The organism is Desulforhopalus sp. (genome assembly GCA_030247675.1).
Taxonomy (GTDB): domain Bacteria; phylum Desulfobacterota; class Desulfobulbia; order Desulfobulbales; family Desulfocapsaceae; genus Desulforhopalus_A.
Genome location: JAOTRX010000008.1, coordinates 184,975 through 205,085 on the forward strand (window position 1 = coordinate 184,975; position 20,111 = coordinate 205,085).

Here is a 20,111-nt window from a genome sequence, read left to right on the forward strand (position 1 = left end):
GCGGTACCCTCTTGTGGGGCGTTTTCTACAACTAAAGCTGAGTTGAGCAACTTGTTTGCTCAAACGAAACTTATGCCCTTGTGGTATAAGAATCAAACAACCCTCCGCGGATGTTACCGGTATCATACCATTTACAATACCGGTAACAAATCAAGGTCATCAAGGTTCTTCTCGGGCAACACCCGTCAGTTGGCGTTTTTGCGCAAATAGGTGGGAGTTTCGAGATAATCATCGTTCCAATTGAGGGCACCACCTGCCGGTTTCCCTTCTGGCGGATTTGATGATCCTAGACTATCAAAAGACTCAAAGTTGGAACCGGGAAGAGGAGAAACTCGCGGATGCCGGTTCGGAGCTGCCGGTGAGCCCTTGAGCGTCGGCTCGACCTCCTTGATCGGGGCAGGCTTTTTCTTTCGGGCATCTAGCGGAGAGATGGTCTCTTTGTTATCGATCATTGCCCCAACGCCAGTGGCAATAACAGTAACATGCATTTCATCGCCGAGTGCATCATCATACAGGGCACCGATAACCACCTTGGCATCGTCATCGGCCTTCTCCTGGATCATCGCCGAAGCCTCCATGAATTCGGCCATGGTGAAGGTCTCACGGGACGCGGAGATATTGATCAACAGGCCACGAGCACCGTCTATGCCGAAGTCCTCAAGCAGCTGGTTGTCTATGGCCTTCCTTGCCGCCTCGACGGCGCGATTCTCGCCAACCGCCGAGCCTGATCCCATAATCGCCGGCCCAACTTCCCGCATGACGGTGCGCAAATCGGCGAAGTCGGCATTAATGAGCCCTGGGACATTGATAAGATCGGTAATACCCTTCACCGCCTGCAGCAGGACATTGTCGGCCATTGCCAGCATATCGGACAATTTGCTGTTTTTTTGCATGATCGACAGCAATCTGTCGTTTGGCACGGTAATGATGGTATCAGCATATTTCTGCAACTCCTGCCAACCCTCTTCGGCATTTCTCGTACGAAATTTCCCTTCAAAACTAAAGGGTTTGGTGACAACTGCCACCGTCAACGCACCGAGTTCCCGGCTGGCCTTGGCCACAATCGGCGCGGCTCCCGTACCGGTTCCACCGCCCAGTCCGGCTGTGACAAACACCATATCGCTGCCTTTCAGGGCATCTCGAATCTCTTCGAGGGATTCCATGGCAGCCATGTTGCCTGTTTCCGGATCGGCACCGGCACCGAGGCCCTTGGTGATGCCGGGCCCGAGTTGTATACAGATATCAGCCTTCGACAGATTCAGGGCCTGCCTGTCCGTGTTGGCTGCTATGAATTCGACACCCTGAAGCTTATGGGCGACCATGGTATTGATGGCGTTGCCGCCACCACCTCCGACGCCGATAACCTTCACAACTGCAACGCCTTCTGATTCCGCCATCCTGAACGGCATGTTTACCCCCTGGTCAATTCCTGGAACCTGCACCACCAAAATGGTGACAAAACTAGAATATTATCAGTATAGTATATAGCACCACCTTGGCGCCGCTCAAACAAAAAAGGTACCGCTCACATGATTTTTTTAATCCACTCACGCATCCTGCTGAAAACACCGGTGTCCTGTCTTCCCATCTCGTGCTGCTTCTTTCGACCGAAAACAACGAGCCCGGCCGCCGTCGTGCAACGCGGGTTATACAACTCTTCAGTCTTGCCGGTCAAACCGTTGGGATAGCCGATCCGAACCGGGAGATCGAAGATCTGTTCCGCCAACTCGGCGATATTTGATAGAAGTGCCGTGCCGCCAGTCAGGACCACCCCACCATTAATTTTATTCTTCTGTCCCGAGGCAATCAGTTCCCGGTCGAGAATTTCCAAAATCTCGATGACCCGTGCTTCAAGGATGTCCACCAGCACCTTCTGCGTTACCTTGCGCGGCTCCCGGTCGCCGACGGTTGGCACATCGACCACCAGATTCGGTTTGATGACCGAGGAGATCGCCCCGCCGTAGTCTTCTTTTAGCCGCTCGGCGTCCTGCAAGGGTGTGCGCAAGCCGACCGATAGATCATTGGTGAGGTTGTGGCCGCCAAGACCAATCTCACAGGTGTGGCGGATGGTCCCGTCACAGAAGACCGCCAGGTCGGTCGTCCCGCCACCGATATCAACAAGAGCGACTCCCAGATCCATCTCATCCTTACTGAGCACCGCACTGGCGGCGGCAATCGATTCAAGCACCAGCTCCGCCACTTCCAAGCCGGCCTTGTTGCAGCAGGTTACCAAATTGTGTACGGCACCGATGTCGGCGGTGACAATATGTACATTGGTCACCAGACGCACCCCAGTCATACCTATGGGGTTCTGGATGCCGGTATGGTCATCGACCATGTATTCCTGCGGCATGACATGAATGATCCGCTGATTCTCGGAGATCTTCACGGTCCTGGCGGCGGCGACAACTTCGTCGATATCGGCCTGTTTAATCTCCCGGTTGTTGATTGCCAGTATGCCGGGGCTATTAAAGCCTTTGATGTGATTACCGGCAATGCCGACATACACATACACCGAGCGAAGATCACAACCGGCCGATTCCTCGGCAAGCGATACCGCCTCACGAATCGAGTTGACCGTACTTTCGATATTGACCACGACGCCCTTTTTCAAACCTTTGGAGGGCACCGTGCCTACACCAATCACCTCAACCCGATCCTCAAACATCTCACCGACGACACAGCATATCTTGGTCGTCCCGATATCAAGCCCCACCACCAGTTCACCCTGCTCGTGGTGTTGCGAGGCCCTCTTCTCCGGGATGGCATCTTCCTTATCGTCAGTCTCCGTATTTATATTCTTTTCAACCATTGGTTTTTTGTCCCGAACCACGCTCTACCATGAGAACTCTGTCATTCATATAATCCATCTGTATATAGCCAATTTGCAACAGCAATTCCCTACTGTTTGGTTTTTTGTACAAGGCCCTGAGTACTTGGATTAACCTTGAATATTTCTGTTTAGTGTTACCACTTCCAAAAAAAATTGGGAATGGGTATTCGACAAGATAGACTACCAAATCGCCACTCTTGGCTACGTGCACTTCCGACACTGATTGAATTGGCAGATGCGGATCGTTACCGCGTACTTTCCGAAGAAAGACCAGTACCTCGGACAGGGCTTTTTCTTTCACCTGTGGATCCTGAATCTCTGCGAGGCCGGTAACAACGGGAAAGTCCATATGGGCACCTGGGCTCACCGCAGAAAAAGCCACGCCGTTGTTGTCGAGGTACTGCAATTGACTACCCTCGGCACCGGCGTTGTGAAGGAGGGCAATCGGAGCATTTTCCTCGATGGATATCTGCACCTCCGTTGGCCAGCTCCTTTTCACCTCTGCCTTTGCCACCCACGGCACCGAGGCCAGCTTCGCCTCAATTGCCGAGGTATCGAGGGCAAGAAGACTTGTCTGATGCAGAACTATCCCCGAGGCCTCAATGATCTTTTCCTTGGAAACCGTCGTACAGCCGACGACTTCTATTTTGTCAATTTTGAACGCGGAGAAGGACTGCAAGCCCTGGCGCACCTTCTCCCCACCGCCATTCACCCACACAAAAGGCAGCACCAGAATCAACAGCAACACACCGCCAAGCCTTGCGTATAGCCTCTTCCTGCTCACCGGCCTGCTGTACTCTTCCTGATACGCCCTCTTTTTCGTGTGTATCCGCTGGCGAATCTTGGCAAAATGAAAACGGCGGGATTTGTGACTGCCGGTCTCGGCAGCGGCACCTCGGACATGCAGGTCACTCGAAAAAGTCGCATAGCCCGGCTTCTTCTTGCGAAGAATCCGCTCAAAGAGTTTTTTGAATTTTGGCAAAGGCATGGCTTTTTTTATATAAAATGGACTTCGGGTTCGAGGCAAACGCCCCAGTCTTCCTGCACTTTTTTCTGAATTTTGGTCATCAGCCGTAGAACATCGGCAGCGGTTGCCGAACCGGTGTTGACGAGAAAATTAGCATGCCGCTCTGAAACCATGGCCCCGCCAACCCTCAGTCCTTTCAACCCGCTCGCCTCGATGAGTCTGCCGGCGCTGTCATTTGGCGGATTCTTAAAAAATGACCCGGCATTGGCATAATCACTTGGCTGAGACACCTTCCTTCGCTCCTGCAAGGTCCTGCAACGGGCCGTTACCTCAACCGGATCACCGTGCCGGAGTCGTAATCCTACCGCCGCAACCACCGCCCTGCCCTGGTACCGGGAAAATCCCCGCCAGCTCCGATAGGTAAAATCCATCTCTTCAGCAGTCAAAGGGATGTCGCCTTCAGCAGTGGTCAGTGTCACGCCCTGCAGTACCGAGGCAATATCGCTGCCCCATGCCCCGGCATTCATGATCACCGCCCCGCCGAGAGTTCCCGGTATGCCGCAGGCGAACTCCAAGCCGGTCAACCCCCGCTCGGAATAGCGAACGGCTAGGCGCGACAGGCTGGCTCCACCACCTATCTGCAACTGCAGCAATCCATCTTCCCCAGCTTCCTCGGCACACTGGGTAAATTCGCCGCCAAGGCGGATTATCACCCCGGCAAAACCTTCATCGCCCACCAGGAGGTTGGTTCCCTTGCCAAGAACCCGCCAAGAAATATCCTCCTCCGCCAAAAAGGCCAAAAGGGGCTGCAGCTCGGAGCGCAGATTCACCTTAATCAGGGCCTCGGCCGGCCCGCCGATGGCAAAAGAGGTGTATCCGGACAAATGGCACTGCCACTGCACCGGTTGCGACAACAGTGCCGAAAGGGCTTGCCGTTGAGCCGGATTCACCTGATTGTCCCCGGCTGTTGTCTGAGCAGGTTGAGCAGCTCCTCACCTACCCTGACGATGTTTCCGGCACCGAGGGTCAACACCAGATCCCCTGCCTTGATTATCGGTAAAAGCTCAGCGGCCATTCTGTCGACCCTGGCGACATACCGGGTGTTGCGCTGACCGTGGTGCATCGTTGCCGCCAGCAGGCTCTCACTGGTGACGCCCTCAATAGGTTGCTCGCTCGCCGCATAGATATCAGTCATAACAAGATAGTCAGCTTGATGGAAACAGGTCTGGAACTCCTTAAAGAGTCCTTTGGTCCGCGAGTAACGATGCGGTTGAAACAAGACGACAAGTCGCTTTTCCGGCCAAGCCTGCTTTATTGCCGCAAGGGTTGCGCGAATTTCCGTGGGATGATGGCCGTAATCGTCTACGACGGTTATGCCGTTAATCTCGCCTTTTTTCTGCATACGCCTCTGCACCCCGGCAAAGCTCTGCAGAGCCCCTTGGATCTTCTCGAAGGGCAGTTCCAGCTCCATGCCGACACAGACCACCGCCAGGGCGTTATAGACATTGTGCATCCCCGGAGGGACGATACTCACCCGGCCCAATTCACCCCCGGCATTTTTTACGGTGAAGTGTACGCGGCCATCCTGCCAGGAAATTTTATCAGCGTAGTAATCGGCCTGCGGCGTCAGTCCGTAGGTGATCGTCCGCTTCTTTATGGCCGGCAGAATGTCGGCGATGTTCGGATCGTCAAGACAGATAATTGCCGCCCCGTAGAAGGGGATCTTGTCGATGAACTGCAGAAATGTCTCCTTGATATGGTCAAGATCCCGGTAATAATCGAGATGTTCTAGGTCAATATTGGTGATTACCTCGACCACCGGCGACAGTTTCAAAAACGACCCGTCACTTTCATCGGCCTCGGCGACCAGAAACTCGCCTTCGCCGAGCTTGGCATTGCCGCCAAGGGCATCGACCTTGCCGCCGATGACGATGGTCGGATCAAGTCCGGCATAGCAGAGCATCCAGCTGACCATGGAGGTCGTCGAGGTCTTGCCGTGACTGCCGGCGATGGCAATGCCGTATTTTTTCAGGCGCATCAGCTCGGCGAGCATCTCCGCCCGCATGATCACCGGTACATTGGTTTCTCTGGCCTTCACCACCTCCGGATTGTCCGCCGAAATCGCCGAAGAGGTCACCACCACGTCGGCTCCGGTGATCCAGTCGCTATGATGGCCCTGGTAGACGGCCCCACCCAGACTGGAAAGCTTCCGAGTGATACCGGTGTCGTTGAGGTCGGAGCCGGAAACCTTGTAGCCGAGATTGAGGAGCAGCTCGGCGATGCCGCTCATGCCGATGCCGCCGATGCCGACAAAATGGATATGTTTGGTCTTTTTATACATGAGAGGCCTTTCTCTCCAGAATCTGTAAACAACACGCGACAATCTTCTCCGCCGCGTCGGGATATGCCAGCTTTTTCATCGCCATGCCCATGGTCGTGAGCTTCCCCACATCACCCATCAATTCCTGGATATTGCCGGCGAGGACCTCGCCGCTAAGCTCTTTTTGCCTGAGCATGACAGCCCCCCCTCCAGCCACGTAATACTCCCCATTCTTTTCCTGATGGTTGTCGGCAGCCGATGGGTAGGGAATAAGGATGGCAGGCTTTCCCAGCACAGCGATTTCGGCAAGAGTCGTCGCCCCGGCCCGTGACACCAGTAGATCGGTCTGGCTGTAAATTTCGGCCATATTGGTAAAAAACGGTTGGACCTGCGCCTCAATTCCGCTCGCTGCATACTGGTCTTTCACCGCCTGAAAATCCTGCTCTCCAGTTTGATGAATAACTCGAATGGTAGCCAGAAAGCCGCCCGGCAACGCCAGGAGACTCTCCGGTACTAGCCTGTTGATAGCCTGGGCGCCCTGACTTCCGCCCAGAATCAGTAAGGTCTTTTTGCTCGACGGGTTGGTCCGGATTGGTGGATTCTTTGCCAGATCAAGGATGGTTCTGCGCACCGGATTGCCGGTATAGACCATTTTTTCAGGAGGAAACTCGCCGCCGCTGCCCGGTAGAGACAAGCAGACCTTATCGACCAAACGACCAAGTTTTTTGTTGGCCAGACCTGGGACCGAGTTCTGCTCATGGATCAGGGCCGGCACCCCAAGAATCTTCCCGGCAAGGACCACTGGTCCGGTAACGTAGCCGCCAACCCCAAGGATGATGCTGGGACGGAAGCGGCGAATGATCATTGCCGCTTGCCAGCATGAAACCGGCAGGACCGCAATGGCCTTCAGCAGTTCCAGGGGGCTTTTACCTTTCAGCCCGTAACTCCGTATCTTTTCACTGGTAAAGCCGTATTGAGCCAGACTTCTGGTATCGACCTTCCGTTCAGTACCGACGAACAGCACCTCGGTTTCCGGAAACTGCCGCTGAAATTCCTGTGCGGCGGCAACCGCCGGGAAAAGGTGTCCCCCGGTTCCGCCGCCGGTAAGAAGGAGCCTTATTTTTGCGGGTTTGCCAGTCAAGCTCATCACTCCCGGGTAGCAGATGTTTTTGCTCCCTGCAAAGCCAACACCTCTTTTTTGAATTCGTTCCCCCGGTGGCCATAGCTTTTAAACATATCGAAACTGGCACAGGCCGGCGAAAGGAGCACAACATCACCCGGCCTGGCAACTACGGCGGCAAGGGTTACCGCCTCATGCATCGATTTTGCCCATTTGATGTCCACCACATCCGCCAGGGCCTTGGCAATGAGGACCGCCGCCTCGCCGATGACAATCAATTGCCGGACCCGGGCTGCCACCAGTTCTCTCAGTAAGCGGTAGTCGTCACCTTTGTCCCGTCCACCGGCAATCAGAATGACATTACCGGGAAACTGCTCCAAGGCCCCGATTACCGCCCCGGTGTTGGTCGCCTTCGAATCGTTATAATACGAGGCGCCATGAACTTCGCCGACAAACTCGATACGATGCGGCAGCAGACGAAAATCCCTGAGACCCTGCAATACCTGGGCCGGTGTACAGCCGAGCCGTCGTGCGGCAAGAATTGCCGCTGCGCTGTTTCGAAGACCGACACTATTGGCAAGCGCGGTTCCAGCCAGCGGGTATTCTTCGATGTAGCCATCAAGATTCACCCGAATCAATCCATCCTTTATAACAGCGGTATCACCTTCTCCACTCCCAAAGCTCTGAACGTCGCAGAGGAGTCCAGGAGGCAGCGTCCGGCAAAGATCATCATCACCGTTGACGATGGCCAGATCGCCATCCTGTTGATGGGCAAAAAGTCGCATTTTCGCCTGGGCATATCCCCGCAGACTGCCATGCCGGTCAAGATGATCGGGGGTAACATTGAGCAGCAACCCGACGTTTGGCGCAAAGTCGCCGGCACTTTCCAGCTGAAAGCTGGACACCTCGACAACTACCATGTCGTAATCATCGGGGTTACAAAGAAATTCATACAGCGGGGTGCCGATATTGCCTCCGACAAAGACCTTTTTCCCGGATGCGGTCAACAATTCGCCAATGAGGGTCGTTACGGTAGTTTTGCCATTGGTGCCGGTAATCGCCACAACCGGCACGGTAATGGCGCCGGAGGCCACCGCAAGCTCTCCAGCCATCCCCACCCCGGCATCGCGCAAGGAGGTGATCAGCGGCAAGGCCAGATCGACACCGGGGCTGAGCAAGACAAGATCGGCCCAACGCAAGAAATCAAAGCTGTGGCCACCCGCCTCCCAGGCAACCCCGGTGTCCTTCAAGAACTGCTCTTCATCGGCGACAAAGTTCGGCACCGGCCTGGCGTCCGACACCCGTACAACGGCACCACATTGCAGCGCGAATTTTACTGCGGCCCTGCCAGAAATACCAAGACCGAGAACCGCTACCTTTGTCCCTTGAGATATCATATTGTTGTTTATCATCGCAGTTTCAGGGTGGCAATGGCAAAAAGGCCGAGAACTATTGAGACAATCCAGAATCGCACCACGACCTTCGGCTCATGCCAGCCCTTCTTCTCGAAGTGATGATGAAAAGGGGCCATGAGAAAGATTCGCTTGCCGTTGGTGAGTTTGAAATATCCTACCTGCATGATAACCGAGAGTGCCTCCATGACAAAGATTCCACCAACAATCGCCAGGAGAAATTCTTGCTTGATGATGATGGCGATGGAACCGAGCGCCCCGCCAAGGGCGAGTGCCCCGACATCCCCCATGAACATCTGCGCTGGATAGGCATTAAACCACAAAAAGCCAAGACACGCCCCGACAATCGTTCCGCAGAAAATCGCCAGCTCACCGCTGCCGGCCACGTAAGGCAATTGCAGGTAATCGGCCAGCACCACATGTCCCGCCAGGTAAGAAAAGACCAGGTACACTGCCGCGGTCACCACGGTAGGCCCCGCCGCCAAACCATCAAGACCATCGGTGAGGTTGACCGCGTTCGATGAGCCGACAATGACCAAAATGGCGAAAACAACATAAAACCAGCCAAGGTCTGGCCGCAAATTTTTAAAGAATGGAAAACTCAGGTGACCATCAAACCCCGGATGCAGGTAGATACATATCCCGACCACTGTGGCGCCGATCAGCTGCAGAATCAACTTTCCTTTGGCACTCAATCCTTTGGAATTCTTCTTCTTGATTTTACGCATATCATCGACGCAGCCGATTGCACCGTAAAACAGGGTGATGAATACCCCGAGCCAAACCAACAGGCCATCAAGACGAGCCCAGAGCAACGTTCCAAGGGTTATCGCCGTAATTATGAGCACACCACCCATGGTCGGCACGCCCTGTTTGGCGAGATGGGTGGCCGGCCCATCATCGCGAACCACCTGGCCAATCTGAAGACGGCGCATGGTCCGGATAAAGAGCGGACCAAAAACTACCATTATTAAAAACGCCGTAACTGCGGCGCCAATCGATCTAAAGGTTATATATCTAAATACATTTAGAAAATTCAGATCAGTATGCAGTGGATACAAGAGATGATACAGCATATGCTTTACAGCTCGCGGTAGACTTTTAATAAGCTTGACGGCCGGCAATCGCCCTGATCAGCCGGCGGGTTCAATGAGCTCTGTGACAATGGTTTCAAAGCGCAGGCTACGGGATGCCTTTACCAAGATCAGATCATCTTTTCCAAGCTTTTTTGCGGCAACCAGCTCTTTTATCCATGTTACTGCACCATCCTTATCGGCGAATATTCGCAGCCTCTCATCAGGGAATCCTGCTGCACGAGCCCCATCCGCCACATCATTCTTAAATTCTCCTACTATTCCAACATGTTCGATATCTAATTGGGCGATCAATCCACCAATGTCAAAGTGGGCTCGGACAGAGCTTTCCCCAAGTTCACGCATATCCCCGATTATTGCCAAGCTACTCCCCGTGGCCAGCTGTTTAAGAGTTTTCAAACCTGCCGCCATGGATGCCGGATTGGCATTATAGGTATCGTTGAGAATGGTGAAACCGAATTTGCTGCGCAGGATCTCCATACGCTTGGCGGGGGCCCGATAATCACCAAGACCCGCTGCGATCTCGGCGAGGGTCGCACCGCTAGCAAAGGCAATGGCCGCCGCAGCGAGGGCATTGGCGACATTATGTTCTCCGGCGGTAAAGAGATGGATTGCCGCCGATTGCTGGTGGTGATGGAGGGTGAAGGTAATTACCCCGCCCGTCTCGAAAAAAATACCCGATGGCCAGAAATCCGGCTTTTCCTGCATGTGTTCGCCTGATGCCGCAAAGGTGAGTTTGCCTTGCTCATACCCGGAACTCAGTTTGCTGATCAGGGGATCGTCAATATTGACAATGAGTGTGCCGGAGGACTTGGTTGCGGCAAAAAGCTCCTCTTTTGCCTTGGCAACACCTTCGATTGTCCCCAATCCTTCAAGGTGGGCGGCATGAATATTGGTTATGCAGCTGACATCAGGTTCGGCTATTTCGCCAAGTCGCGCCAACTCTCCAGGTCGATTCATCCCCATCTCCAGCACTGCCGCCCGGTGATGTACCGCCAGAGGCAGCAGCGACAAGGGTAAACCGATCAGATTATTAAAATTACCTTTGGTCTTGAGGACACTTTCTGTCGGATAATCCGGTCCTGCCGGCCACTTCCGGGCGAGGATCGCGGTAATCATCTCTTTGACCGTGGTTTTGCCGCAGCTGCCGGTTATCCCGATAATCTTTTGATCAGTGATAATACCAAGCTGTCTGCGGCGAAATCTCGCCATTTCGCCTAGCGCCCGTTGGGTATCAGCCACAACAATGAGGCTTACTTCCGTAGTGGGGAACGCGGCAGGGATATGATCGACCACCAGGCAGGCCGCCCCATTACTTACCGCCTGTTCAAGATAGGCATGGGCATCATGGTTTTCACCGCGTAGGGCAACAAAGATACCATTCTCGCAGGCCACGCGGCTATCGGTGAAGACTTGTCCCAACAAACCCCGGCCCTTCGTTCCGGAGTGCAGGACTCCGTTTGTCGCTGTGGCAATCAATTCATCAGTCCAGGAGAGAAGGGCGTTCTTTGCCTCGATCCGGTCATCGAAAAATCGCTTGCCCTGCAATGTCAGCTGATAGGTCTCATGGCCTTTTCCGGCAATGACAACCACATCTTCCGGGCCAGCGGCCTTGATTGCCAGGCGTATCGCCTCCCGCCGATCCCTGATCACGGCAAAGCCGCCTTCTCCGGATTTTCGTTTATCTAACCATTCTGCCATGTTGGCTGGTCCGAGTAGGGGGGCGATCGCCGCCGTGATCTGAGTAACGATCTCCTCAGGATCTTCAGTGCGGGGATTATCGTCGGTTACCACGACCAGGTCGCAAAGTCTCGCAGCTATGTCGCCCATCACCGGCCGTTTGCCCTTATCCCGGTCACCGCCACAGCCAAAGACACAGATAAGTTCACGGTGCGGCAGATCCTTAACCGTCGTAAGCACCTTTTCCAAAGCGTCAGGAGTGTGGGCATAATCGACCAAAACCACCGGCCCACAGGAATTCCAGGCAGACCCGGTTGTAACCTTTTCCAATCTGCCCGGTGCTCCGGCGGCAGTAGCAAGGGCCTTACAGATCAGGCGATTGTCGATGCCCATAGCCACGCCGAGTCCAAAGACAGTGAGGATGTTTTCGACATTGAAACGGCCGACCAGGGGAGTCGTTATGCGCTGCAGGCCCCCCTCGGTGAGGACCGTCACATCGGTATGGTCGAGGTCCGATTGAAAATCCATAAGGCGTATGTCTGCGCGAGTGTTTTCGCCCCAGCCGATTACTCGCTTCCCCTTATTCGCGCACAGATCATGCAATGGAAGCAACCACTCCCAAGACGCACTCCCCTCTTTGGCACATGGCAACACCGCTGTTCCACCATCCTGAAGATACTCACCGAAGAGTTTCATCTTCGCTTGAAAATAGGATGCCATATCCTGATGATAATCGAGATGGTCTCTGGTCAGGTTGGTAAATGCGGCGGCGGCAAAGGTGATACCGCCAATTCTTGCTTGTTGGAGAGCATGGGAGGACACCTCCATGACGACATGACTTACCCCTGCGTCGGCCATCTCCCGCAATACCCCTTGCAGGGTAAAGGCCTCGGGGGTGGTAAACCGGGTGTCGAGTACCTTTTTTGTCCCTCCCGCCAGGGTATATCGGTTATTGACCGTTCCTACGACCCCTACACTCAAGCCATTTTGCAATAGCACTTCCTCAAGAAGATAGGTTATGGTCGTCTTCCCGTTGGTCCCTGTGACCCCGACAAAGCACATATCTTCTGCCGGCCGGTGGTAATAATTGGCGGCAACAGCTGCATAGGCGAGGCTCGTATCGGCCACTTCTATGATCACCGCATTCTGCAGATCTGCCAACCGGCTGGCACCTACCCGCCCGGTTTGACAGATGACAGCAACACATCCATTAGCAATGGCCTTCTCCAGATAATTATGCCCGTCACTGGCAACCCCCGGAAGGGCGACAAACAATCCATTATCCGAAAAAATCCGTGAATCCGATGAAATTGATGAAATTGGCAGGGTATCGAGGAGTGTCGTTGCCGGAACATGGAGCACCTTGCAACTAATGCCCAGAAGCAGGGAAGCAAGTGTTGGTTGCGGTTGTCTTGGCGCCATTGGCGATTTTCCCATTAGAAATGTTGTTCACAACCCGGCATTGATCCGGGCGCCATTCACTGCACTGTCTTGGAAAATTTCTCAGGGACCATGTCTTCACCTTTATTGAGAATGAGGGTACACTCCGAGACCCCCTTCAAACTCGTTCCAGGTGCAGGTTTTTGCGCAACCACCTTGCCTGTTCCACGAATATTGATCTTCAGATAGACACCCTGCAGAGTAATTAGGCTTTTCCGCAGGCTTTGTCCTATAAAGTCAGGCATGATTTCCAGCTTTGGATGGTTTTGTGCCTTAGCCGCCGCAACCTTTTTGGCCCCTTGGGAGAGATCTTTTTCTCTCTGATAATTATCTTCGTCCGACGATTCCGGCTCCACAACATCGGCAACAGTTTTAGCCACCTGTTGCAGTATCGATATTCTCTCAATTTTTTCTTCAACAATTTGTTCAAGATTCATCGTCTTTTTCCCGTTTTTTGGATTCGGCCCTTCCTGCTCCCGCTCGACAACCACAAGCAAATGCAGATCGTTGCCGCCGGATGGAATGGCAACCAGCAACAACTCGTTCATGGACATTTGCCGGCGCGTGTCATTACGATTTTTTACCAGTATCTCGTCTCTAAAAAAATACGAATTGGAAATGCCTGGCCTCCCTTGGCTCCGAAACAACTCCGCTCCGTCGTAAAGGGCAAAAGCATCTTTTTCACCTGGAGATTCACTTCCCTCTGGTTTGGGAGGAGAGGAGGCTTCCTTTGTACCGTCCTCAGCACCACCTCCGTCCTTTTGAACTACAAACGGTCGAACGGCTTTGCCGTCATTATGGAGGGCGGCAAGAGTTGTGAGAATTGCAAAAGGGGAAGCGTAATCCGGCACCATTTCCAGATGCGGCATCCGGGGAAGCAGAGGTTGCTGATTGTTCTCTCCTTGTTCTCCAGGTTGCTTCGACAGATGAAAATCAGCCACAGGCTTTTCATTCAAGCCAAGCCATTCCCACAATTGCAGTTGACTTCCGAGATTACTGTCAGCAGATCGCAAGCTCCAGGGGATTTTTGCCGGAGACTCTTGAATATTCGAAACGTGCAGGAGAGAGAGATCTCGCAAGAGGCGGCGAAAATTATCCGGCAGAAGAATTGGCGAGACAAAACGGTTGGCAAGCACTTCTTTCGAGTACTTTGCAAAATTATTGAGATCAAAACCTGGGATTTGTGCCCCGCCAACGATTTCGCCGGTCTGGCCATCCATGAGGTAGGCCAATGCCCAGCGGACTTTTTCCTGCTTGGCTATGTCCTCGAGCATCTTGTCGAGAATGTCTTGAATCTTCAGGTCGAGAGTGAGGACGAGATCCTCGGATGAATTGAGGCTAGGTTGCTCCTTTTTCAGGTATTTCCGGTTGGCCAGAAGACGGTCAAAATAGTGTTCGACCCCGGCCAGGCCTATTCCATCTTCCGCGTAGCCTATCAAGTGAGCGGCCTGGGAGCCGTTAGGATAGAATCGTTTCTCTTCCTTCTGCAGGTATACACCGGCCAACCTCTTGCTTTTGATAGCAATCTCCTGCTCCATGCTGATATCCTCGGCAAGCCAGACCCGCAACGCAGTCGTTTCCAGTTTTTGCTGGAGTTCCTTTTCATCCAGTGACAGAATCTCTGCCAGCACCTTCACCGTATCAGGGACGGATTTCAGCTCCTGAATCCGTGCAAAAACCGAAACCCGATCCAAGGTTACGGCTAGTTGTTTGAGATTGCGGTCATAAAAAGTCCCACGAGGGACTCTTGCCTTAGGTCCACTACCAGTTATCGAGCCAACCACCTCTTTTACAGAGGACATCAGACCAATCAGTCGATCAGACTGCCAAACCGCTACCCCGATTACTGCGAGAATTGCAAGATACAAAAAGCCCCGCCCGTAACTCCTTCTGCCTTGCGTTCTGAGGCGGGGCTGTTTCGTCATGATGGACAAGGAAGGCGGAAAGCCCTTCCCTCTTTAGTTGATGCGTTCGATCTGACCTGGCGAAGCAGCGTAAAGTGACAGTTTCTGTTCTGCCAGTTGTCCAACCCGCTCCGGCGCATAAAGTCGTGCTTTTTGTGCCAGTAAACCGATGTTTTTATCCATCAACTCATGCCGCTGGTCATCGACAGACGAAATTGACTGCCCGACATTATTGATGATCCCGGCAAGAAACATATTGGCCGCCAACATCAGGGGCAGCAACACCAACAGCACCTTGCCAACCGCCTTCCACAACACCACTCCCCCGAGAAGATCAACTACACCGCGGGGCTGCAGATGCTGGCGAAGCCCAATATTGGTTACTGGTCTCAGATACGATAATTGCGTAGTATTGTGAAAGTTCATGGTCCCTCCCAGATTGCTTGAGTGCCTTACAGAATATTTTCGTTAAAGAAAAAATATCCTGCGACTGGCACCTGTTTCCCTTGCGGGGTGTTACCCTTTTTTCTGTGCGACCCTCAGCCTGGCGCTTCGCGATCTGGCATTGGCAGCTATCTCGGCTGAGGAGGGGATCACCGGTTTCCCGGTCAGTACCTCCAACATTCCATTGTTCTTAAACTTTCTCTTCACAATCCGGTCTTCCAGAGAGTGAAAGGAAATAACACACAATCTCGCGCCCGGTTTGAGAAACTGCGTGGCGTCATCTATTATCCTTGCCAGATTCTCCAATTCAGTGTTCACCGCTATCCGCAGAGCCTGAAAGACCTTCGTGGCAACATGGATTTTCGGGGGATGAAACCGCCGTGGAACCGCTTTCACGATGATCGAAACCAACTGCTTGGTAGTGGATATTCTCTCTTTTTCCCGATAGTTGACGATCGCCGCAGCAATCGGCCTAGCCTGCCGCTCTTCGCCGAAATAGAAAAAAATATCGGCCAGCTCCTCTTCCGAACAGGTTGCGAGAATCGATTGGGCTGTGTTCGGATTTCGATTATCCATACGCATATCCAGAACTTCATCACGCTGAAAACTGAAGCCACGCTGCCCCATGTCAAGCTGCAGGGAAGAGAGACCGATATCAATCAACAGACCGTCTATCTCGCTAACCCCAGCCTCACCAAGCCCAACCGCCAATTCTGCGAAATTTCGTCTAATGATGGTCAATCTTGGGGCATATTCCTGCAATCGTCCGGCACTGCGGCCGAGGGCACTTTCATCCCATTCAAAGGCCACGACCCTACCATCCGGGGCTGACCGCCGGAGGATTTCCGCACTGTGCCCCCCCAAGCCCAAAGTGCCGTCGACATAGATCCCGCCGGAAGCCGGCTGAAGAAAGTCCATGCACTCCTCGAGGAGGACCGAACGATGAATCTGCTCAACAGGCCTTTCGTCTGTCACGAGATGATTCCCATCCGAGCCAGACTCGTTTCATGCTCAGGGAAATTTTCGCGGGTGGCCTTGGTTTCAGCAATCCAGGCCTCTTTATCCCAGATCTCAACCCAGTCGAGCATTCCGGTCACAGTGACATCCTTACCCAGGGGCAAATCGACACGGAAGTCGGGAGGGATGAGGATGCGGCCCTGCTTGTCGATATTGCATTCGACCGCACCACCGACAACATAGCGGAGAAATTTGGTAATCCGGTTTTCTCCGCCCTGCGTCAGCAGCTTTGTCTCCAAAGCTTCCCACTCGGCTGCGGGATACACTCGAAGATGATTGCCCCATGGCACTAACACCAGGCTTTCCGAGCCGGTTTGACGCAACACCTCACGAAAACGACTGGGGAAATTCAACCGCCCCTTCGCATCCAAGGTGTGTTCCGTCTTGCTCCGAAATCTGTTGTTGATCACCCGTAGTACCCCCAACCCCCTACCGACCACCTACCATCCCCAATCACCCACTTTTCACCACCACTTATCCCCTTTATATCATGGCAACAGAAGGTGTCAAGAGAAATATTTGCAGTAATTTCCAGCAATAGGCCGCCACAGCTTGGGCTGCTAAATGACAATATATGGTGGTCACAACGCAACACAAACACCATATAATGTGCTTTACCTACATTTTTCAGAATAAAGGCCCCAACACACGAAACCTTCGCCCAGGGAAGGCAGAAAATAATTACCGGAAATTCAAAATACTTAATGAATCCACTTAGTATGAGTGCTTTTTTGTTACGGTGGGGAAAGGTGGGGAGGAAAAGGATGGGAAAAGCAAAAAGGGAGGAATGCAACCCACACATTCCCCCCTTTAGAGATAACAGCCTGTACGACTGCTCGTACCTATTCGTTTAAGAGCTGAGAATAATCCCCCTGATCGGCGAATCCATGTTCCGGCCCGGGGAAAGAGCCCGCTTTGACCTCCGTATCGTATTGTACGATGCTTTCCTTGATAAGGGGCGAGAGGTCGCTGAATTTTTTGACAAATTTAGGGATAAACTTATCAAACATACCAAGCAGGTCGTGGGTGACCAGGACCTGCCCGTCACACTGCGCGCCGGCCCCTATGCCGATGGTGGGCATGACGACAGCCTGGCTGATGACCCGGGCAAGGCCGGCTGGAATACACTCCATAACCATCGCAAAGGCCCCGGCCTTCTCCAGTCCCCTGGCCTCGGCCAAGAGTCTTCTCGCGGCGTCGAGGCCTTTGCCCTGCACCTTATAGCCACCCAGTTGCCCTGCGGTCTGCGGCGTCAATCCGATATGGGCCATGACGGGAATGCCGGCATCGACCAAGGCCCGGACAACCCCGCACATCGTCAAACCTCCTTCAAGTTTGACGGCATCACAGCCTGCTTCCTTCATAAAGCGCATACCATTGACAATCGCGTCTCGCTCACCGGTTTGATAGGCGCCAAAGGGCATATCGCCGACGATAAAGGCGCCGGGTGCCCCGCGCCGAACCGCCTTGCAGTGATGCAGCATATCCTCCATGGTCACCGGCACCGTCGAGTCGTAGCCAAGCATGACCATGCCTAAAGAGTCGCCAACCAGGAGCATATCCACGACACCGCAACTGTCCAGCAAACGCGCCATCGAGGCATCGTAAGCAGTGAGCATGGAAATCTTCCTGCTTTCCTGTTTCATCAACTTGAAATCTGTAACTGTTCTACGCATAGGGAGTATCCTCTTGGTCAGGGGACATCATTTGAATCTCTCTTCCATTCCTCGAAAAGAGACTGCTGCATTGCTGCCTGCCGGGGCATCTTCCGTTTAAAATGCTCATAGGCCCTGGCCGTTGCCACACGACCCCGGGGCGTTCTTTGCAGGAACCCCGACTGAATGAGAAATGGCTCATACACGTCTTCAAGGGTGTTCTTTTCTTCACAGACCACCGTCGCCAAGGTCTCAAGACCGATTGGTCCACCCTCGAATTTATCGATAATGGTCAGCATGACCCTTCTGTCCATATCGTCGAGACCCAGCTGATCGACACCGAGGAGATTGAGTGCCTCGTTGGCGACCGTGCCGTCGACGACCCGGTGCCCTCCGACCTCGGCGAAATCCCGGACCCGCCGTAGCAGCCGATTGGCAATTCGCGGGGTGCCCCGGGAACGCCTGCCCAACTCCAGGGCCCCGGTTGCGTCGATCTCCATGCCAAGAATCCTTGCCGACCGTTGGACGATGGTCACCAGTTCTTCCGGGGTGTAGAAATCGAGACGCAGGACAACACCAAAGCGGTCCCGCAGAGGCGGTGTCAGAAGGCCGGTGCGGGTGGTCGCCCCAACTAGGGTGAATTTTGGTAGGTCCATCTTCACCGACCTGGCGCCGGGTCCCTGGCCGATAATGAGGTCGAGCTGAAAATCCTCCATCGCCGGATAGAGGATCTCCTCCACCACATGGTTGAGGCGATGGATTTCGTCGATGAACAGCACATCGCCTTCCTGCAGGCTGGTGAGGATTGCCGCCAGATCCCCCTGCTTTTCAATGACCGGGCCGGAGGTGACCTTTATCCCCGCCCCCATTTCATTGGCGATAATATAACTGAGAGTGGTCTTGCCAAGCCCCGGAAATCCATGAAAGAGCACATGGTCCAGGGGTTCATGACGGCCGCGCGCCGCCTGGATGAAAATCGCCAGACTCTTGCGCACCTGTTCCTGGCCGATATATTCAGCCAGTCGGCGCGGCCTGAGGGCATTGTCGCTGGCCGGCTCCAATACCTGCGGCTGGGGGTTGACCAGGCGGCTGTTCCCGGTGATTTCTTCTTCAATGTTCATGCCAGTACCCGCAGGGCCTCCCGAATAAGAACTTCAATGCGCAGCTGGGCGAAGGCATCCTCTCCCTGTCTTTTTTTGACCGTTTCCAGGGCCTTTCTCGCTATCGCATCGGGATAGCCGAGATTGGTCAAAGCCGACAGGGCGTCAGCAACCACCGGTCCGGCGACGGTCAGCGGCTCCTCGGCACCGGAAGAAAGGTGCATCACGCCGCTGCTGAGATGGCTCACCTTTTCCTTCAGTTCAACACAGATCCGTTCCGCGGTCTTTTTGCCGACACCGGGCATGGTGGTAAGACGCTTGATATCGCCGCCGATAATTGCCTGACAGATATCGGCAACCCGCATCCCCGACAACATCGCCAGGGCCAGTTTCGGCCCGATGCCGGTGACAGTGCGGAGGATGAGAAACAGTTCCTTTTCTTCCTCCTCGATAAAACCAAAGAGGGTGATGGCATCCTCCCGAACGTTGGTGTGGATGTGCAGGAAGACCTCCTTGCCCTTTTCCGGCAACCGGGCAACACCGTCGGTCGCAAGTATCACCTCATAACCGACCCCGCCGACATCGACGACGGCCCGGTCAACACTTTTTGCGAGGACCCTGCCTGTTAAGGTAGCAATCATAGATGTAAAACCTGCAGCTGGTTGGCGTGGCAGATGGCGACGGCCAGAGCGTCGGCAGCATCCGGACTTGGCTTGCCGGAAAGCCCCAGCAGCACCTGCACCATGTGCTGCACCTGTTCCTTGTCGGCCTGACCGTAGCCAGCGACCGCCCGTTTAATCGCCCGGGGGCTGTAGTCATGGACCAGCAGGCCATTCTGCATGGCGGCAACTACCGCGGCGCCGCGGGCATGGCCAAGCTTAATGGCCGAGCGTGGATTGGTGGCCAGAAAGACCTCTTCAATCGCCGCAACATCCGGCTGGTGCACCTGCACGACCTCACTCAACCCCTCAAAGATCTCGTTAAGCCTATAGGCGAAAGGCTGATCCCTGCTGGTCTTGATGATCCCGCAAACGACAAAAGCAAGACGCCCGCAGCAGGCGTCTATGACCCCGTAGCCGGTAATCCTGCTTCCCGGATCAATCCCAAGGATTTTCGCCATTTTTC

General features: G+C 54.0%; 17 protein-coding genes. All 17 read right to left on the reverse strand.

The window, feature by feature from the left end:
* Positions 1-185: 185 nt before the first annotated feature.
* The 17 genes from ftsZ to ruvC all read right to left on the reverse strand — a co-directional run bounded on the left by ftsZ (position 186) and on the right by ruvC (position 20,106).
* On the reverse strand, positions 186-1,409 hold the full coding sequence (gene ftsZ / locus OEL83_16985) for a cell division protein FtsZ (protein ID MDK9708740.1): 1,224 nt from the start codon (positions 1,407-1,409) through the stop codon (positions 186-188).
* 116 nt (positions 1,410-1,525) lie between these two features.
* On the reverse strand, positions 1,526-2,812 hold the full coding sequence (gene ftsA / locus OEL83_16990) for a cell division protein FtsA (protein MDK9708741.1): 1,287 nt from the start codon (positions 2,810-2,812) through the stop codon (positions 1,526-1,528).
* A complete protein-coding gene (locus OEL83_16995) occupies positions 2,805-3,821 on the reverse strand; it encodes an FtsQ-type POTRA domain-containing protein (protein MDK9708742.1) in 1,017 nt (338 codons plus the stop codon). Before OEL83_16995 ends, ftsA begins: the two co-directional genes overlap by 8 nt.
* Before the next feature lie 8 nt (positions 3,822-3,829).
* Positions 3,830-4,750 (reverse strand): UDP-N-acetylmuramate dehydrogenase, encoded by a 921-nt coding sequence (gene murB / locus OEL83_17000; GenBank protein ID MDK9708743.1) that lies wholly within the window; start codon positions 4,748-4,750, stop codon positions 3,830-3,832.
* Positions 4,747-6,141 carry a UDP-N-acetylmuramate--L-alanine ligase gene (murC, locus tag OEL83_17005; protein ID MDK9708744.1) on the reverse strand — a complete coding sequence of 465 codons (1,395 nt, stop codon included), beginning with the start codon at positions 6,139-6,141 and terminating at the stop codon, positions 4,747-4,749. The genes murB and murC overlap by 4 nt, the downstream gene beginning before the upstream one ends.
* Complete coding sequence (gene murG / locus OEL83_17010; GenBank protein MDK9708745.1) at positions 6,134-7,261, reverse strand: undecaprenyldiphospho-muramoylpentapeptide beta-N-acetylglucosaminyltransferase; 1,128 nt, start codon at positions 7,259-7,261, stop codon at positions 6,134-6,136. Before murG ends, murC begins: the two co-directional genes overlap by 8 nt.
* 5 nt (positions 7,262-7,266) lie before the next feature.
* Entirely contained in the window at positions 7,267-8,652 is a 1,386-nt protein-coding gene (gene murD, locus OEL83_17015) for a UDP-N-acetylmuramoyl-L-alanine--D-glutamate ligase (protein ID MDK9708746.1), read from the reverse strand.
* The gene (gene mraY, locus OEL83_17020; GenBank protein MDK9708747.1) at positions 8,649-9,728 is read right to left on the reverse strand and encodes a phospho-N-acetylmuramoyl-pentapeptide-transferase; all 1,080 of its coding nucleotides are present in this window, start codon (positions 9,726-9,728) and stop codon (positions 8,649-8,651) included. The genes murD and mraY overlap by 4 nt, the downstream gene beginning before the upstream one ends.
* A 57-nt stretch (positions 9,729-9,785) precedes the next feature.
* Entirely contained in the window at positions 9,786-12,848 is a 3,063-nt protein-coding gene (locus OEL83_17025; GenBank protein MDK9708748.1) for a UDP-N-acetylmuramoyl-L-alanyl-D-glutamate--2,6-diaminopimelate ligase, read from the reverse strand.
* A gap of 56 nt (positions 12,849-12,904) precedes the next feature.
* Positions 12,905-14,668 carry a PASTA domain-containing protein gene (locus tag OEL83_17030; GenBank protein ID MDK9708749.1) on the reverse strand — a complete coding sequence of 588 codons (1,764 nt, stop codon included), beginning with the start codon at positions 14,666-14,668 and terminating at the stop codon, positions 12,905-12,907.
* A 156-nt stretch (positions 14,669-14,824) separates the two neighbouring features.
* A complete protein-coding gene (locus OEL83_17035) occupies positions 14,825-15,196 on the reverse strand; it encodes a hypothetical protein (GenBank protein MDK9708750.1) in 372 nt (123 codons plus the stop codon).
* 90 nt (positions 15,197-15,286) lie between these two features.
* A complete protein-coding gene (gene rsmH / locus OEL83_17040; protein MDK9708751.1) occupies positions 15,287-16,189 on the reverse strand; it encodes a 16S rRNA (cytosine(1402)-N(4))-methyltransferase RsmH in 903 nt (300 codons plus the stop codon).
* On the reverse strand, positions 16,186-16,641 hold the full coding sequence (locus tag OEL83_17045; protein ID MDK9708752.1) for a division/cell wall cluster transcriptional repressor MraZ: 456 nt from the start codon (positions 16,639-16,641) through the stop codon (positions 16,186-16,188). The genes rsmH and OEL83_17045 overlap by 4 nt, the downstream gene beginning before the upstream one ends.
* A gap of 432 nt (positions 16,642-17,073) precedes the next feature.
* Positions 17,074-17,907, reverse strand: coding sequence for a 3-methyl-2-oxobutanoate hydroxymethyltransferase (gene panB / locus OEL83_17050; protein ID MDK9708753.1), 834 nt, complete (start codon positions 17,905-17,907; stop codon positions 17,074-17,076).
* Positions 17,908-17,924: 17 nt separating this feature from the next.
* Positions 17,925-19,007 carry a Holliday junction branch migration DNA helicase RuvB gene (gene ruvB, locus OEL83_17055; protein ID MDK9708754.1) on the reverse strand — a complete coding sequence of 361 codons (1,083 nt, stop codon included), beginning with the start codon at positions 19,005-19,007 and terminating at the stop codon, positions 17,925-17,927.
* Entirely contained in the window at positions 19,004-19,627 is a 624-nt protein-coding gene (gene ruvA, locus OEL83_17060; protein MDK9708755.1) for a Holliday junction branch migration protein RuvA, read from the reverse strand. The genes ruvB and ruvA overlap by 4 nt, the downstream gene beginning before the upstream one ends.
* Positions 19,624-20,106, reverse strand: a complete 483-nt coding sequence (gene ruvC / locus OEL83_17065) for a crossover junction endodeoxyribonuclease RuvC (protein MDK9708756.1) — start codon at positions 20,104-20,106, stop codon at positions 19,624-19,626. Before ruvC ends, ruvA begins: the two co-directional genes overlap by 4 nt.
* Between the last annotated feature and the right edge of the window lie 5 nt (positions 20,107-20,111).

Excerpts from the sequence above, each read along its gene's own strand:
- ruvA (MDK9708755.1), bottom strand. The coding sequence starts at position 19,627 with ATGATTGCTACCTTAACAGGCAGGGTCCTCGCAAAAAGTGTTGACCGG.
- OEL83_17030 (MDK9708749.1), bottom strand. The coding sequence starts at position 14,668 with ATGTCCTCTGTAAAAGAGGTGGTTGGCTCGATAACTGGTAGTGGACCT.
- OEL83_17025 (MDK9708748.1), bottom strand. The coding sequence starts at position 12,848 with ATGGCGCCAAGACAACCGCAACCAACACTTGCTTCCCTGCTTCTGGGC.
- ftsA (MDK9708741.1), bottom strand. The coding sequence starts at position 2,812 with ATGGTTGAAAAGAATATAAATACGGAGACTGACGATAAGGAAGATGCC.
- panB (MDK9708753.1), bottom strand. The coding sequence starts at position 17,907 with ATGCGTAGAACAGTTACAGATTTCAAGTTGATGAAACAGGAAAGCAGG.
- ftsZ (MDK9708740.1), bottom strand. The coding sequence starts at position 1,409 with ATGCCGTTCAGGATGGCGGAATCAGAAGGCGTTGCAGTTGTGAAGGTT.
- ruvC (MDK9708756.1), bottom strand. The coding sequence starts at position 20,106 with ATGGCGAAAATCCTTGGGATTGATCCGGGAAGCAGGATTACCGGCTAC.
- OEL83_17035 (MDK9708750.1), bottom strand. The coding sequence starts at position 15,196 with ATGAACTTTCACAATACTACGCAATTATCGTATCTGAGACCAGTAACC.
- OEL83_16995 (MDK9708742.1), bottom strand. The coding sequence starts at position 3,821 with ATGCCTTTGCCAAAATTCAAAAAACTCTTTGAGCGGATTCTTCGCAAG.
- murD (MDK9708746.1), bottom strand. The coding sequence starts at position 8,652 with ATGATAAACAACAATATGATATCTCAAGGGACAAAGGTAGCGGTTCTC.
- mraY (MDK9708747.1), bottom strand. The coding sequence starts at position 9,728 with ATGCTGTATCATCTCTTGTATCCACTGCATACTGATCTGAATTTTCTA.
- murC (MDK9708744.1), bottom strand. The coding sequence starts at position 6,141 with ATGTATAAAAAGACCAAACATATCCATTTTGTCGGCATCGGCGGCATC.
- ruvB (MDK9708754.1), bottom strand. The coding sequence starts at position 19,007 with ATGAACATTGAAGAAGAAATCACCGGGAACAGCCGCCTGGTCAACCCC.